The sequence below is a fragment of the Massilia sp. X63 genome (genome assembly GCF_041023745.1).
Taxonomy (GTDB): domain Bacteria; phylum Pseudomonadota; class Gammaproteobacteria; order Burkholderiales; family Burkholderiaceae_D; genus Telluria.
This window is the reverse complement of sequence record NZ_JBFTEF010000023.1, coordinates 1-13,993: the sequence shown is the minus strand read 5'-3', so window position 1 is coordinate 13,993 and position 13,993 is coordinate 1. Positions and strand designations below refer to the sequence as shown.

Here is a 13,993-nt window from a genome sequence, read left to right as displayed (position 1 = left end):
TTTTTGTTACTTCGGTTCGCTGTCTAGGCAAACGCTCACGCCGAATCCTCAGACAAGATGGTTATGTACCCGTCTATGGCCTATACCAGCACAGCGAATCGATTGTGGAGCGGGCGTGCACATTGTACCTAGTTATATGGAGGAACCATGAGCTCAAGTATATCGGCCTCGTCGAAAAAAAGACCCAACCTTGGGGTTAAAATACTTTATGTCGCTAACATCGCCGCAATGACAGGCGGTTGGATAGCCGATATGAACAAGACCCACATGTTCAATCCGAAGTGGACGCCGCACGCGAAGTTCCACGATGCTATGTCAATCAGTGCCGCAAGTTTGGCGGGCGTATCCGGTCTTTAGTCCCTGGCAGGTCGGCCGTTCGATCACCGCGTCAATACTGCGATCGCTGCCTTATTGCCTGCGATAATCTTTGGCGCGCAGGCAACTGCTTTTCTCTATTCTGGTGAAAAGGGGTTGGAACTGAAAACCCCACGATGGCACCCGAAGTCGCGGGCGTCCGGAAGAATGAGCTGCCAGTTGCGCTCCTCGGGCTCGCACTACCAGGCATCGGTTATTTCTTGACCATAAAAAGTCGCGGCTAGCTCGGATATCGGTGTGCCGCCGGAACCAGTTTTGTTGCCGAAACATTGTCCTGCCTTATCGAGCCGCGCATCTGCGGGGATACGCGTTCGGGAGGCTCCAAGACGACCTCCGCGCCGCGCGGCGGCGCGTCGCACATCACGTAGATCCGACTCGGCGTGATTCCCGTCCGCAGCGACTCGCCCCGAGGCGGCATGCGCCAAGGCGACCTGCTAAAAAAAATTGCGAACGTAAGGAGAACCCGGCCATGGTACGCCTATTTGCCATGGCGCCAAAAAGGACCTCCCATTGGATCAGGAAACAGGCCGGCTCGTACGCAACCGCAACGAATGGGCCTGCGTCGGCTATCGCAGTATAGCGCGTGACCTGTACAGTCGCGTTCAGACGCGATGCTCCGCGCTCATTCCGGACAGCAGCCTTCCCGAATTCAGCACCACGCTCAGACTGCTGGCCAGCATGGCGCAGGCAGCGGCAACCGGGGTCACCATGCCGCTGGAGGCCAGCCCCAGCACGGCCACGTTATAGACCATGGAGAACGCCAGGTTCTGGCGCACCACCCGGACGGTGCGCCGTGCATGCCGCCAGGCGGCGGCAACCTGCTCGACGCCGCCGCTCGCGATGACCACCCCTGCCGTGGCGACCGCCGCTGGCGCGGCACCCTGAACCGCGATGCCGCAGTCGGCTGCGGCCAGGGCAAGCGCGTCATTGACACCGTCGCCGACGAACACCGCGGGTCTGCCGGCCCGTTCGAGGACCTTCACCTTGTCCTCGGGCAGACAGTGCGCGTGGACATGCTCAGGCCCAAGACCGACGGCTTGCGCAACCTGGGCCGCGGCGGCCGCACTGTCGCCGGTGACCAGGCGGGTGCGGATGCCCGCATCTGCAAACGTGCGCAGGGCCTCGGCGGCGCTTTCCCGTATGCGGTCCTGCAACAGGATGGCGCCGATCCATGTTCCGTTCCGCGCGACTTCGACCCTGGTGCAGCCTGGCGGCGCACTTGCCGGCAGGGCCACGCCCTGCTCTTCGACAAAACCCGCGCTGCCCACGAGTACCGTCTGATTTCCGTCCTTGCTGCGCCAGGTGCAGCCGCGCGAATGGCGTTGCGCCAGCCCCTCCCCGGCGCTGCCCATGCCTGCGGCCTCGGCCGCCGTGCGGATCGCGCGCGCCACCGGGTGCGCAATGTCAGCTTCCGCCCGCGCCGCCAGGGCCAGTACCTCGGCGGAAGCGGCGCGCTGCGAACCGATCACCTCGCGTACTTCAAGCATGCCTTCGGTCAGCGTGCCGGTCTTGTCGAACAGGATTTCGCGCGCACCGGCAAGCGCTTCGAGCGAAGCAGGATCGCGCAGCAGGATACCCTGGCGCGCCCCACTTGCGGTCGACGCGGCATACGCCAGCGGCAGCGCCAGCCCGACTGCACAAGGACAGGCCGCTACCAATACCGACAGGGCACGCAGCGCCGCCTGCACCGGATCTCCGCTCGCGCCCCAGGCCAGTGCGAAACTGGCCGCCGCCAGCACCAGCGCACCCGGCACCAGCCAGCGCGCGAACCGTTCCGCCTGCATGGCGGCGGCGCTTTTCGTACCGAGCAATTCGAGCATGCGCACGCCGATGCGGTCGATGAAACGTTGGCCCCAGGGCTGCTCGACGCGCAGTACCAGCCGCGACGACACGTTGATGGAGCCGGCAACGATGCTGTCGCCGGGCGCGACCGGCAAGGGAGCCGACTCGCCGTTCACGATCGCCGCATCGACCTCGCCTTCACCTTCGACGACCGTGCCATCGACCGCGACGCGCTCGCCCGCGTGCACCAGCACCAGGTCGCCCGGACCGACCCGGTCCGCGGCTTCCTCCGTCGGGACGCCGTCGGCGCCGATCCGGCGTACCGTTTCCGGCACCGCCTGGCGCAACGCATTCACCGCCACCGAGTTGCGCCGCCGTGCGTGCAGTTCGATCAGGCGGCCGCACAGCAGAAAACTCACGAGCATCGTCGCGGTGTCCGCGTACACATCGGCGCTGCCGCGCAGCAGCGACCATGCCGAGAGCAGGCAGGACGCCAGCACGCCGGTCGACACCAGCGCATCCATGCCGGGCACGCCGGCGCGCAGGGTGCGCCAGCCGGCGCGATAGAAGGACAGGGCCGACCAGCTCACCACTGGCAGCGCGGCCAGGCAGGCGGCGAGCGCGACCCACCAACCCTGGGGCGAGGCGGCCAGCCCGGCGTCCAGGTACAGCGCCACCGATCCGAGCATGCTCCACATCCCGAAAAAGCCGGCCACCGCCAGCCGCATCCAGACCGCGCGCGCCTGGGCATCGATCTGCCGCTCCAGTTCCTGGGATTCGACCAGCGGGACGATGCCGTAGCCGAGCCGCTCGACGCGTGAGAAGACTTCATCGAGGTCGACGCGCTCCGGGTCCCAGCGCACCAGCGCCGAACCGCCCGCAAAACTGGTGCTGGCCGCGGTCACGCCGGGCGCGCGCGCGATCGTGCGCTCGACGGCCAGCGCGCAACTGGCGCACCACATGCCCTCGATGCTGACCACCATGCGCCCGGCGCGGCGCAGCGCCTCGCGGTCCATGCCGGCGAAGGCCGCCTCCACCTGCTTAACCCTTGGCCGGACTGGCCGCGCTGGCCGAGGTGGCGCGGGCCACGCCGACGCCGAGGATCCTGCCGTTCACTTCCTTGCCGTAGTAGCTCTTTTCCTTGTTGTGGAAACGCACCCGCGCCTCCTCGATCGTCCCGGTCTGGCGCGGATCCTTCGGCCGCTCGTGGCTGTTGATGTAGGCCGCCGCGTCCCAGGCGTCCTGGTCCGACAGGCTGTACGGCTTACCGAGCGGCATGTTGGCCTTGATAAAGCCCGCCGCGGTATCGATGCGCGACATGCCGGCGCCCCAGTTGTAGGCTTCCGGCCCCCACAGCGGCGGGAAGCGCAGCTTGCCGCTCTCGTCCTTGCGGCCCTGGCCGTCGGCGCCGTGGCACAGTGCGCAATTCTGCGCGTAGACCCTGGCGCCGCGCGCGTGGTCGTATCCCTGCGGCGTTTCCTTGACCTTGATGTAGCCGCCGCCGCGCATCTTCTCACCGGTAGGCGCGCCATCGGCAAGCCAGTACATGTAGATCATCAGGTCCTTGTAGATGTCGTCGCCCGGCGGCGGCGCCTTGCCGGCCTCGGAAGCCTGCGCGTTCATCGAATAGTTGAAGCAGCCGTTGATCCGCTCTTCCAGCGTATTGACCTTGTTGTTCTTGGCCCGGTATTTCGGGTACTGCACGTAGGCCGCCCACATCGGCGCCGAATTCTCGCGCCGTCCCGCGTCGAGGTGGCACTGGGCGCAGGCCATGCTGTTGCCGACATAGCGCTGGGCATACTGCGGCGTGTGGATGAAGATGTCGCGGCCGCGCCGGATCGCGGCCCCTTCCGCACCGTCCGGCATCTCGCTTTCGGATGGCGGGACGAAGTAGCCGTCCGGGCCGGTCGGCTGCAGGGGCGCGGCCACCTTGCCTTCCTTGTCCTTCTTACGCTCGGCACGCGCGGCGAGCATAGCCTTGCGCGCTTCCGCCTCGGCGGCTTCGCGCGAAACGGCCGGCGCCGGCGTCTCGGGCGTGAAGCCCGCAGCGGTCTGGAAACTGCGCCAGGCGCCGGTCTGGACCACCAGGGCGCCGAAGGCGAACAGCACCAGGCCGCCGCCGGCCGCAGCGGCAAGGCGGCGGGCGGTACTGCCCAGGGTGTAGGGAGACTTCGTCGTGGTTTTTTTCGGGTCGTTCATATTCTGTCGGGTTCAAGCGTTGGCATCACAGCGTGGAAGCGGAGCGTGCAGCGCCTTGCGCCACCGTGGCGGGCGGCGTGGCGAGCGGGGAAGCGGCCGGCGGCATCGAGCCGAGGTAGTCCGCAACAGCGCGCATGTCGTCGGGGTTCATGCGGCGCACGATGTCATCCATCAGCTTCTGCGGCGAATTCTTGCGTTCGCCCGCATGCCATGCCGCCAACTGGGCGAAGATGTAGTCGGGCTGCTGGCCGGCCAAGGCCGGGAAGCCGGGCGCGACACCCTCTCCGTTCATGCCGTGGCAAGAGAAGCAGGCCGGAACGTTGGACTTCCAGTCGCCTTTTTCGGCGATCAGCCTGCCGCGTTCCAGGTTGCCGCCGAGGCTGGGCGCCAGCGCGGCGCGCAGCTCGATGCCGGCGTAGTAGCGCGCCAGCTTCTCGATATCCTGATCGGTCAGTGCGCGCGCCACGAAGGCCATCGACTCGTTGTGGCGCAGGCCCGAGCGGAAGTCCTCCAGCTGCTTGGCCAGGTAGGCGGCCGGCTGGCCAGCCAGGCGCGGCGTGCTGAGGCTTCCCTCGCCGGCCGCACCGTGGCAGGAGGCGCAGCTCCAGGCCTGGCCCTTGCCGGCGGCGACGATCTGCAGCGTTGCCCCATCGGCCTCGCCCAGGCCGCGTGCCGCTGCCGGCGGCGCAAGCGCAGCCCGCACCGCGGCCGGGGCCGCGGCCTGCTGTTGTTTGGCCTGCAGCGCCCGCCGCTGCGCCTGGTACTCGGACACATAGGTCAGCAGGCCCCAGAAGGCCAGCGCGAACACGAGCGCCACCACGAACAGGGGAACCGGGCGCGTGCGCTCCCATGGATCGAAGGCCTCGTCAACTTGCGGCGCTGCCGGGCGCTTGCCTGGATCGTTCTTGTTCATCGCTGTTTTCCCTTGGACAAGGCGTAGCCTTCGTCGCGGACGGCATCGCCCGCCGGCGCCGCCGGATAGGTTCGGTTCAGTCCCTGCAGGTAGGCCGCCAGGTCGAGCGCTTCCTGGCGCGCCACCACGACCTCGCCCTTCGGTTGGAACTCTGGGGGCAGCTTGACGACGACGTCGCCCGGCGCGGCGTGCTTCTTGCGCTCGAACAGGTAGGGGTAGGCGGGCATGATGCTCCAGTCGAAGATCGCACGCGGCTGGTACAGGTGGGTCAGGTGCCAGTCGCGGCTCGGCAGGCGCGCGCCGACATTGAGCAGGTCGGGACCGGTGCGCATGGTGCCCAGCTGGTGCGGGCGGTCATGGGCGAAATCGGCCGCGGTCGGGGCCCGGCCCCAGCCTTTCGACAGGTCGGCCAGGGTCTGCCCCGCCGCCCGCGGCTGCTGGCTGTGGCAATACACGCAACCCTGGTTGATGTACTGCTGGCGTCCGGCCAGCTGTTGCGGCGTGTAATCGGCCAAGCCGGGCGCCGGCGCCTGGTCACGGATCTGGGCGCCGGGAATAACCACCAGCATGAGGGTCGCGAAAGCGAGGATGGCGATGGCGCCGACGAAAATCGGAATGAGGCGGTTCATGGATCAGGCTCCAGCGGTGGCAGCGGCGGGCGTCTGGCCGGCGATGGGCGTGCGCAGGGTGCCCTTGCCCATCAACAGGGCGGCGATGTGGAAGGCGAACACCAAGTGGCCCAGGGTCATCAGGCTGCCGCCGAGCGAGCGCGCCTGCAGGTAGGGGATGGTCGCCCGTGTGACGGACTCGAACGAGCGGCCCGTGTCGAGCAGGCCCATGCCCTGCAGCCAGCCACCGGCGGAAACCGCCAGGAAATACACCGCGAAGCCGCCGACCACCAGCCAGAAATGCAGCTTGAGCAGGCGCGGCCATGGCCAGTCGCGCCCGGTCAGGTAGGGCAGCATGTAGTAGAAGGCGCCGAACAGCACCATGCTGGTGAATCCGTAGGCACCCAGATGGGCATGGCCGACCGTATAGTGCGTGAAGTGGGTGACCGAGTTCACCGGGCGCAGCGCCTGTAGCGAGCCCTGGAACGAGGACAGCGTGTACATCAGCGCGCCCAAGGCCACGAAGCGCAAGGCCACCGACTGCTTCAAGGCCCAGGCGTTGCGGGCCACCGTGGTGTGCTGGTTGATCGCGACCGCGATCACCGGGATGAACATCATCACGCTATGGACGATCGACAGCGTCACCAGCCAGGTCGGCACTGGGGCACCGATCAGGTGGTGGATGCCGACCTGGCTGTAGAACAGTGCGAGCCCCCAGAAGCCGAGCAGCGACAGGCTGTACGAATACACCGGCTGGCCAACGATCTTTGGAATCAGGTAATAGGCGGTTCCCACGCCGAGCGGGGTCAGCCACAGGCCGAGCACGTTGTGCGCGAACCACCAGTTGACCGTGGCCTGCTGGACGCCGGCGTGCAGGCCCGGCAGGTTGGCGATGAAGTACAGCACCGGAAACCACACCAGGCCGCCCAGGAAGTACCAGCCTGACACATAGATGTGGTGCGACTTTCGGTGGCGCGCCGTCATCACCAGCGGGAAGGCCAGGCAGGCGCCGCCCACCGCGAGCAGCAGCCCGATCTGCCATGGAATCTCGAGCCATTCGACGCCTTGCGTGTAGCCCAGGGCGATGGCGGTCACACCCATGGCGACGCCGATGGTCCAGACCATGGCGCCGAACATGGCGACGCGGGGGTAACGCAGAGGCGTGTGAAAGATGCGCGGCACGATCCACAGCGCCGAGGCGATGCCCGCGACCGACAGCCAGCCGTAGGCGACCAGATTCAGGTGCATGGTGCGCATGCGTCCGAAAGTGAGCGGCGCGTGGCCTACGAGCCAGTCCGGCAGGTGCAGCTTGAGCGAAGCGATCACGCCGAAGATCGAGCCCAGCACCAGCCAGAACGCCGCCACGGCCGCCATCAGCAGCACGGTGCGGCGCCCGGCGACGTCGATCCTTTCGCGGATCACGTCGAAGCGGTGGGCGTGGGAGCCTTCCGGCGCACGGCCGAAGGCGGTGGTGTCATCGGGCGCGGCGGTCTCGCCCGGCTCGAAGATCGTGGAGGCATCGCTTTGCGACAGTGCGAACTGGCGGCGGGCGATGGCCCAGATCAGGAAGCCGAGCGCGGCAAGCGACGCGGTAAAGCTCAGCGCGAGCAGTAATCCGATAGTGATGGGCATGATTTGGAATGCGTAATGGCCTGCGCCAGTACGGCACAGACAAGTTCATCGGGTTCGCACAGAGGGAGCGCTGCGGATGCGGCGTGTCCTGCCTATGTTGAGCGGCGCCGCATATTTAATACGAGCAAGTTTCTGTAGCGGAGAGCAATGCTATGCACTACGGATTAAGGCAGGATTAAGGATTTGCCGGGCTGCGGGTAATTGATAGGTCTTGACGCAGTCGCGTTACACCATCCCGATTTTTTCTTGCTAGATTTTGAACAAACACACCATACTCGCCCCTCGCCTACTCGAATGACAACACCAGCCAGAGACGATATGCACGCAGCAATGGGCACGACCGAAATTTTCCTGATCGCCATGGCGATCATCGTTAGCATTCCCTACCTGATCTGGCGTTTGGGCGGCACGGACTATTACGCCCCGCTGGTGGTGGTGCAGATCATCACCGGCATCCTGCTCGGGCCGGGCATTCTGGGTAAGGCCTATCCGGAATACTATGACTTTGTGTTCAATCCCGAGGTCATCCAGTCGCTCAACGGTATTGCCTGGTGGGCCGTGATGATCTTCGTGATGATCGCTGGCATCGAACTCGACCTCAAAGCGGCCTGGGCGCACCGCCGAGAGAGCATGATCACCGCATCGCTCGCGCTCGGTACGCCGCTGGTGTTCGGCTGCGTCGCCGCGCTCGGCATGTTGGGCTACGCCGGCTGGATCGGTCCGAAGGCCGAGAGCTGGCAATTCGTGCTGGGAGTCGGCATGGCGTGCGCCGTCACGGCCTTACCGATCCTGATTCTGCTCATGGAGAAACTGGAAATCCTGCGTCAGCCGATCGGGCAACGCATCCTGCGTTATGCAAGTCTGGATGACATTGCGATCTGGGGCGTGCTGGCCCTGATCCTGCTCGATTGGGATCGCGTCGGACGCCAGCTCGGGTTTCTCGCTTTGTTCGCCGTGGCCACCGTGTTGTTCCGTAAACTGATGGTCAAGTTACAAGAACGCGACCGCTGGTACGTCATCCTTATCTGGCTGACGGCCTGTTCCTTCGCAGCCGACTGGGCCGGACTGCACTACATGGTTGGCGCCTTCCTTGCCGGTGCGGTAATGGACTCGGACTGGTTCGACCAGAAGAAGATGGATTTGATGCGTCACCACGTACTGCTGGTCATCATGCCGGTGTTCTTCCTTTCTACCGGCTTGCGCACCAACTGGGCGATGGGTGGGCCGGCGGTGTTCCTCGTCGCCGCGGTACTACTGCTCGCCTCGGTGAGCGGCAAGCTGGCCGGCACCCACATCGCCGGTAAAATCCTCAGGTGGGGTGAGGGCGAGGCGTCCATCATCGGCTGGCTGTTGCAGACCAAGGCGCTGATCATGATCATCTTCGTCAATATCCTTCTGGACAAGGGCATCATCACTAGCGAAACCTTCACGGCCCTGCTCCTGATGGCCGTCGGCAGCACCATGCTCACCGTTCCCGTGGTCTACCCAAGGCTGCGGCGCGTTGCCGCCCTGGTGTTTAAGGCCAGCTGAATTTGCTACGGAAAATACAGGTACAGCAGCCACAATGCCACGCCCAGCAAGGGCGCGAACACGATCAGGAAGGGCGTGGTGCGCACTCCAATCAGATCGGGCAGCTGGATGCAGCCGCGGTCACCCCAGGCCAGCACGTTCGAGCTGAGGCTTCTGGACAATTCGGCGTAGAGATAGCTGCCCGCCAAGAGTCCGGCGATCCCGGCGACGGCATCCAGATTCCCTTGTCCCAAGGCTGCGGCGCCTGTTCCTGGGCAATATCCGATCAAGGCAAACCCTGCTCCGAAGACCAGGCCGCCAAGCACATTGGCCGTATACTTCGTGGGTTTGAGCTGCAGCTTGACGAGTCCGAGAGCGTGCATGGCGAAAATGCCGATCATCCCGACAAGAATAGCCGCCAGCATGATTTTCATGACCGTGAAATCGGTCAGCAGAAGCGCCCCCAGCAGAACCTCATACTTGGCAACGCCGCCTTTCTGCAACAGGAAACCGAAGATAATCCCGAAGAATAGGCCCAATGCGAGCTGCCTTGGCGCGTCGCTTTTCTCGGCCCCGCCATCCGTGCTTCCTGGTGGCTTGGCGTGGTCAACGCCGGCCTTTGCGGATGTGTTACCCATACATCACCTGCGCTACCAGGGAACCGCCTGCGAAGAAGCATGCCAGCGCAATCCACGACCCGACCGACAATTGCAGTGCGCCGCTGATTCCATGGCCACTTGTGCACCCGCCTGCAAGCCGCGCCCCGAACGCCATGATCACTCCGCCAACGAAAGCGACAGACAGACGCAGCGGTACAGAGTTTCCGAAATGCGCCTCCCACAGCGGCGGGATCACGCTGGCATGGAATTCGCCACCCGACAAGGCGGCGAAGAATGCCCCGATGACAATGCCGAATGCGAGCATGACTTCCCACTCGATTTTGGGAGTCTTATCTTGATAGAACGCCAGGGAGTCGGTGTGTTCCCTGGAGACCAGGTAGCCCAGCAGGCCGGCCATGCGTGCGAAAGCAGTCGACACGCCCAGCGGTTTGCTGGAAAAGTAAAATGTCGCCATCGAGAGGACGCCGATAAGGGCGCCGACCACATACGGATTCCATGCGCCGCCAGCCGTGTTCATGTCCGTCTCCTCCGCGCGTTATTCGACCTGGTTCCTGTTCAATGGCAGCCCGAGCTTGTCCCATGCCGTTATACCGCCAAGCATGTTAAAGACCTTGGTATACCCGTTACGCCGAAGGATACTCACCGCAAGCCCGGAGCGATGCCCCACGCTGCAGTGGGCGACGATCCGGCGATCCTTGGGAATCTCGGGAAGGTTTTCTTCGAGATGGCCCACGAAGGTATGGTGCGCGCCGGGGATGTGTTTCTCCTTCCACTCCATGTTGTCGCGCACGTCGAGGATAGTCATGTCCTCCTCCTCGTTCCAGCGTGCAGCTTCGCTGGCGCTCGTCGTGCCCAGCGCCTCGATCGGCAAGCCCGCTTCGCGCCATGCCTCGACCCCGTTCACGAGCACTCCCTCGACGCGGTCGATGCCGATGCGTGCAAGCTTTGCGATTGCCACAGGCGCCCGGGAGGGCTGTTCCACGATCAGGAAGATGGGTGTCTGTTCGTCTGCGAGCCAGCCGCCAAAGGTCGACAGCCCCTCCAGCCAGACGTTATACGAGCCCGGAATGTGTGCGCCTGCGAAGGCATCAGGCGATCGGGTATCGATCACGATCCCGCCCCTGGCACGCTCCTGGAATGCCTTGGGCAACAGCACCCGATCGTCGGGGGACGCGGGCACGGGCCGCCCGGCCTCAAGGTTGACCACTTCCATGTGCGAGAAATACGGGGGCCGCGGCAGATGCTCACCGGCCTTCTGCGCCATGAATTCCGCGCGGCTTTTCGTGAATACGGGATTGGTCGCACGTTCGATGCCGAGTGTCGACTCGTCGCGCTCAGAGATGTTGCCCCCGCATGCGGACCCCGCCCCGTGCGCCGGCAGCAGGATCGCCTGGTCGCCGAGCGGCGCCAGTTTCTGGTGCACCGAAGCGTAGAGCAGGCCCGCATTTTCTGCGGTCTTTTCCGGGTCCGACAGGTCAGTCCTCCCAGTATCGCCCACGAACAGGGCGTCTCCGGTGAACACGCCCCAGCACTGGTCGCCGGCGTCATTGGGATAAACCGCATAGGACATGCTCTCGGGCGTATGTCCCGGGGTGGCCAGCGCGACGAAGCGCGTCGTTCCCACCGTGAATTCCTCGCCGTCCGCTACCTGCACATCGACGCGGCCGAACAGGGGATGTTTGCCCGCCAAAATCCTGGCGCCGGTGAGTTCTGCCAGGCTGGCGGAGCCGAACTCGAAATCTTCCTGGCGATGCGTTTCGATGCAATAGGCAATGCTCAAGTCATTGTCGCGTGCCAGTTGCAGATACTCTGCCACGTCCCGCCGCGGATCGACGACCACCGCAAGCCCGTTGCCACATCCGAGCACATAGGCGTTGTGGCCTAATCCCGGCGTCTTAACCCGTTGAAAAAACATGGTTCCGCTCCTTTCGTTCCTGCGGGACGACTGTGATTGCCGTCCTTAATGTCGCACAATGCGCTGCCGAGCGGCGCACATATCCAATGCGCAAGGCCGCCGAGCGTGTGGAATCGTTCGCCGTCGCCGATGCGCACGAGTCCCGGATCGGGCTCCATGTAGCCATGCAGATCGTCAATCTGCAGGATGGACGGGCATTGCTTCGTCGTTATCTCGATGGGCCCTTGACCTAGTGTCGCGACCCAGGATTAGCTGCACGTTAACGGGCGCGGGCAGGAAATGGTCGTGCCGCCAGGTTTTAGATATTTTGACAAGCGAGGCTTGATCAAGTTGGGAAGTCGGCCCTGCTCTTGAAGTTCACGGACGGCCCGGTGGGAGGCAGCGCAACCGTCCAGCGTGATAGTCTCGGGAGACCGGCGCTGTGAACGCACGGCTTTGCGAAAGAACGCCTTTGCTGAGGCGACGTTGCGCCGCGTGCTGAGCCAGAAGTCGACGGTCTTGCCGGAAGCATCGATAGCCCAATAGAGATAAGCCTACCGGCCGCGGATCCTCACGTAGGTCTCGTCCACTCGCCAAGAGGTGCCAGCCGGCGCCGCAAAGCAGCTCCAGCGCCTGTCGAACTCCGGTGCATACCGCTGAACCCAGCGAGTATTGTCGTGTGGGAGATCGACAGGCCGCACTCGGCAATCATTTCGACTAAGTCCCGGTACGAGAGCTTGTATCGCAGGTACCAGCGCACGCACATCATAATGAAGTCTTGTTCGAAATGTCGACCCTTGAACAGGTCGTTCTTGCTCGGGTAACTACGCATGGTGGGCAATGGCCGTCATTCTAGCCCAGCTGCAGTTTGCACCAGAACCCATAATGATTCTTTCCTCACTTTTTCAAAAGCATTAGAGGCAACACGCTGTCGCCTCGCCAGCAGACACCAGTTCGATGAGCAGGAAGCAACAGCAGAGGACGCGGAATTCCACAATGGGACACATCAGGTTCCGTAAGATTGTGCACGAGAGCGACCGTAAACCTGCCGAGAGCAAGCTGACGATGGCTTGCGGTTTTGGGCACGATCACTGCACCGGTAATCCCCCCATTTTTAGAGCACGCTAAAAGTAGAGGTTAAGCGGCCAGCGCCAATTTCTGTTTTGGCGTGATACCGCCGAGCGCCATGTTGGGCCGGTCGTGATTGTAGGTCCACAACCAGTTGGTGGCAAATTCCTGGATTTCGTCGAGCGTTTCGAACAGGTGATGGGCAAGCCAATCGTAGCGAACCGTCCTGTTGTAACGCTCGACGTAAGCGTTCTGCTGCGGCTGGCCGGGCTGAATGAATTCGATGCGAATGCCGCGCTTTGCAGCCCACGCCTGGGTCACCGCGCTGATGTATTCGGGGCCGTTGTCGCATCGAATGGCTTCGGGCTTGCCGCGCCATTCGATGATCCGGTCGAGCGAGCGTATTACGCGCTCGGACGGCAGCGAGAAGTCGACTTCGATCCCCAAGCCTTCGCGATTGAAGTCATCGATCACATTGAACAAACGGATGCTGCGCCCGTCGGCAAGCTGGTCATGCATGAAGTCCATCGACCAAATCTGGTTGATCGCGGTCGGCACCGCCAGCGGCAGCGGCTTCTCGCGCACCAGACGATGACGCGGCTTGATCCGCAGATTCAGCTCGAGCTCGCGGTAAATCCTGTAGACGCGCTTGTCGTCTGATCGACTCCTAGTCAAGAATTTCGTCGACTAAAGAACTAAATTGCGAACAGTGGTCGTTGTCGTCTTCGTGGTCACCATGGGAGCGCCACAACATACTGCCAGACGTCGCAGGCTGTTCCTATGTGGTTCGCGCGTTTCCGTTTGAACGGCGGCGCAAAGCGCGTCGCGGAATCGGCCAAGGCGACGAACTCGATCGCAACTTATATCCCCTTTTCTCCAAGCCGTTGCGCTTGATCTCAAGCGCAACGGAACTGTTCGCCACTGCGCCACATACTCAACAGGACAGTGGCCAACTTACGAGCTAACGCAACAACAGCCTTTCGCAATCCCATCCGAAGTTCGAGTTTCGCTCCCCATTTGCCCAAACTTGTTTCTTTCCCATATCTTTTCAGCAGTGCCAGTGACGCCTCGTAGAGCATAGATCGCGTTTGCCGATTTCCTTGTTTAGATATCGTGCCATTGCGGTCAACCTCGCCGGACTGATATTTTCGCGGCGTCAGCCCGAGAAACGGGCCAATGTCACTGACGTGCTTGAACCGTGATGGATCATCCACTGCTGTTCTGAAGCTCGCTGCAGTAATGACACCAACACCCGGAACGGTCATAAGTAACCGGCATACGGCGTCTTGGTTGACCTGACGTTGAATGTTTCGGTCAAGCTCACGGATTTTGGTCGTCAAGTGGCGCCATGTATCAAGGAGTATCCCAATCACCGGCTTTATGCCGTCGCGTA

General features: G+C 63.4%; 12 protein-coding genes and 2 pseudogenes. 3 read left to right on the top strand and 11 right to left on the bottom strand.

What is annotated here, in order from left to right; translation table 11 throughout:
• Nucleotides 1-147 precede the first annotated feature (147 nt).
• Entirely contained in the window at nt 148-357 is a 210-nt protein-coding gene (locus AB3347_RS24770; protein ID WP_369094361.1) for a DUF6640 family protein, read from the top strand.
• 620 nt (nt 358-977) lie between these two features.
• Here the strand turns inward: AB3347_RS24770 and AB3347_RS24765 are convergent.
• The 5 genes from AB3347_RS24765 to AB3347_RS24745 are packed head-to-tail and all read right to left on the bottom strand — an operon-like array spanning nt 978 to nt 7,509.
• On the bottom strand, nt 978-3,194 hold the full coding sequence (locus AB3347_RS24765; RefSeq protein WP_290419600.1) for a cation-translocating P-type ATPase: 2,217 nt from the start codon (nt 3,192-3,194) through the stop codon (nt 978-980).
• A gap of 4 nt (nt 3,195-3,198) precedes the next feature.
• Nucleotides 3,199-4,356, bottom strand: a complete 1,158-nt coding sequence (locus AB3347_RS24760) for a c-type cytochrome (protein WP_369094360.1) — start codon at nt 4,354-4,356, stop codon at nt 3,199-3,201.
• Nucleotides 4,357-4,381: 25 nt separating this feature from the next.
• The gene (locus AB3347_RS24755; RefSeq protein WP_369094359.1) at nt 4,382-5,269 is read right to left on the bottom strand and encodes a cytochrome c; all 888 of its coding nucleotides are present in this window, start codon (nt 5,267-5,269) and stop codon (nt 4,382-4,384) included.
• Nucleotides 5,266-5,898, bottom strand: coding sequence for a cbb3-type cytochrome c oxidase subunit II (locus AB3347_RS24750; protein ID WP_369094358.1), 633 nt, complete (start codon nt 5,896-5,898; stop codon nt 5,266-5,268). The genes AB3347_RS24755 and AB3347_RS24750 overlap by 4 nt, the downstream gene beginning before the upstream one ends.
• 3 nt (nt 5,899-5,901) lie before the next feature.
• On the bottom strand, nt 5,902-7,509 hold the full coding sequence (locus AB3347_RS24745; protein WP_369094357.1) for a cbb3-type cytochrome c oxidase subunit I: 1,608 nt from the start codon (nt 7,507-7,509) through the stop codon (nt 5,902-5,904).
• A gap of 318 nt (nt 7,510-7,827) precedes the next feature.
• Between AB3347_RS24745 and AB3347_RS24740 the strand changes: the two genes are divergently transcribed.
• Nucleotides 7,828-9,039, top strand: coding sequence for a cation:proton antiporter (locus AB3347_RS24740; protein WP_369094356.1), 1,212 nt, complete (start codon nt 7,828-7,830; stop codon nt 9,037-9,039).
• Nucleotides 9,040-9,044: 5 nt separating this feature from the next.
• On the opposite strand, the gene AB3347_RS24735 is transcribed toward AB3347_RS24740, so the two are convergent.
• Genes AB3347_RS24735 through AB3347_RS24725 form a run of 3 tightly spaced genes read right to left on the bottom strand, consistent with a single transcriptional unit; the run spans nt 9,045 to nt 11,553 of the window.
• Nucleotides 9,045-9,656: a YeeE/YedE thiosulfate transporter family protein gene (locus AB3347_RS24735; RefSeq protein ID WP_369094355.1), complete on the bottom strand. Its 612-nt coding sequence runs from the start codon at nt 9,654-9,656 to the stop codon at nt 9,045-9,047.
• Nucleotides 9,649-10,155, bottom strand: coding sequence for a YeeE/YedE thiosulfate transporter family protein (locus tag AB3347_RS24730; protein ID WP_369094354.1), 507 nt, complete (start codon nt 10,153-10,155; stop codon nt 9,649-9,651). Before AB3347_RS24730 ends, AB3347_RS24735 begins: the two co-directional genes overlap by 8 nt.
• An 18-nt stretch (nt 10,156-10,173) precedes the next feature.
• Entirely contained in the window at nt 10,174-11,553 is a 1,380-nt protein-coding gene (locus AB3347_RS24725; protein WP_369094353.1) for a rhodanese-like domain-containing protein, read from the bottom strand.
• Nucleotides 11,554-11,639: 86 nt separating this feature from the next.
• Here AB3347_RS24725 and AB3347_RS24720 point away from each other — a divergent pair, with 86 nt between their 5' ends.
• A complete protein-coding gene (locus AB3347_RS24720; RefSeq protein ID WP_369094352.1) occupies nt 11,640-11,786 on the top strand; it encodes a hypothetical protein in 147 nt (48 codons plus the stop codon).
• 99 nt (nt 11,787-11,885) lie between these two features.
• Here the strand turns inward: AB3347_RS24720 and AB3347_RS24715 are convergent.
• The 3 genes and pseudogenes from AB3347_RS24715 to AB3347_RS24705 all read right to left on the bottom strand — a co-directional run.
• Nucleotides 11,886-12,364: pseudogene (locus AB3347_RS24715) on the bottom strand (IS6 family transposase); the annotation flags it as partial.
• Nucleotides 12,365-12,669: 305 nt separating this feature from the next.
• A pseudogene (locus tag AB3347_RS24710) lies at nt 12,670-13,257 on the bottom strand (IS3 family transposase); the annotation flags it as partial.
• Between the two features lie 239 nt (nt 13,258-13,496).
• On the bottom strand, nt 13,497-13,993 hold a 497-nt coding region (locus AB3347_RS24705; RefSeq protein ID WP_369094351.1), incomplete at its 5' end, for an IS110 family transposase.

What these genes read in the sequence shown, in the direction of transcription:
- AB3347_RS24770 (WP_369094361.1), top strand. Translation starts at nt 148, where the DNA reads ATGAGCTCAAGTATATCGGCCTCGTCGAAAAAAAGACCCAACCTTGGG.
- AB3347_RS24760 (WP_369094360.1), bottom strand. Translation starts at nt 4,356, where the DNA reads ATGAACGACCCGAAAAAAACCACGACGAAGTCTCCCTACACCCTGGGC.
- AB3347_RS24755 (WP_369094359.1), bottom strand. Translation starts at nt 5,269, where the DNA reads ATGAACAAGAACGATCCAGGCAAGCGCCCGGCAGCGCCGCAAGTTGAC.
- AB3347_RS24750 (WP_369094358.1), bottom strand. Translation starts at nt 5,898, where the DNA reads ATGAACCGCCTCATTCCGATTTTCGTCGGCGCCATCGCCATCCTCGCT.
- AB3347_RS24745 (WP_369094357.1), bottom strand. Translation starts at nt 7,509, where the DNA reads ATGCCCATCACTATCGGATTACTGCTCGCGCTGAGCTTTACCGCGTCG.
- AB3347_RS24740 (WP_369094356.1), top strand. Translation starts at nt 7,828, where the DNA reads ATGCACGCAGCAATGGGCACGACCGAAATTTTCCTGATCGCCATGGCG.
- AB3347_RS24735 (WP_369094355.1), bottom strand. Translation starts at nt 9,656, where the DNA reads ATGGGTAACACATCCGCAAAGGCCGGCGTTGACCACGCCAAGCCACCA.
- AB3347_RS24730 (WP_369094354.1), bottom strand. Translation starts at nt 10,155, where the DNA reads ATGAACACGGCTGGCGGCGCATGGAATCCGTATGTGGTCGGCGCCCTT.
- AB3347_RS24725 (WP_369094353.1), bottom strand. Translation starts at nt 11,553, where the DNA reads ATGTTTTTTCAACGGGTTAAGACGCCGGGATTAGGCCACAACGCCTAT.
- AB3347_RS24720 (WP_369094352.1), top strand. Translation starts at nt 11,640, where the DNA reads ATGCGCAAGGCCGCCGAGCGTGTGGAATCGTTCGCCGTCGCCGATGCG.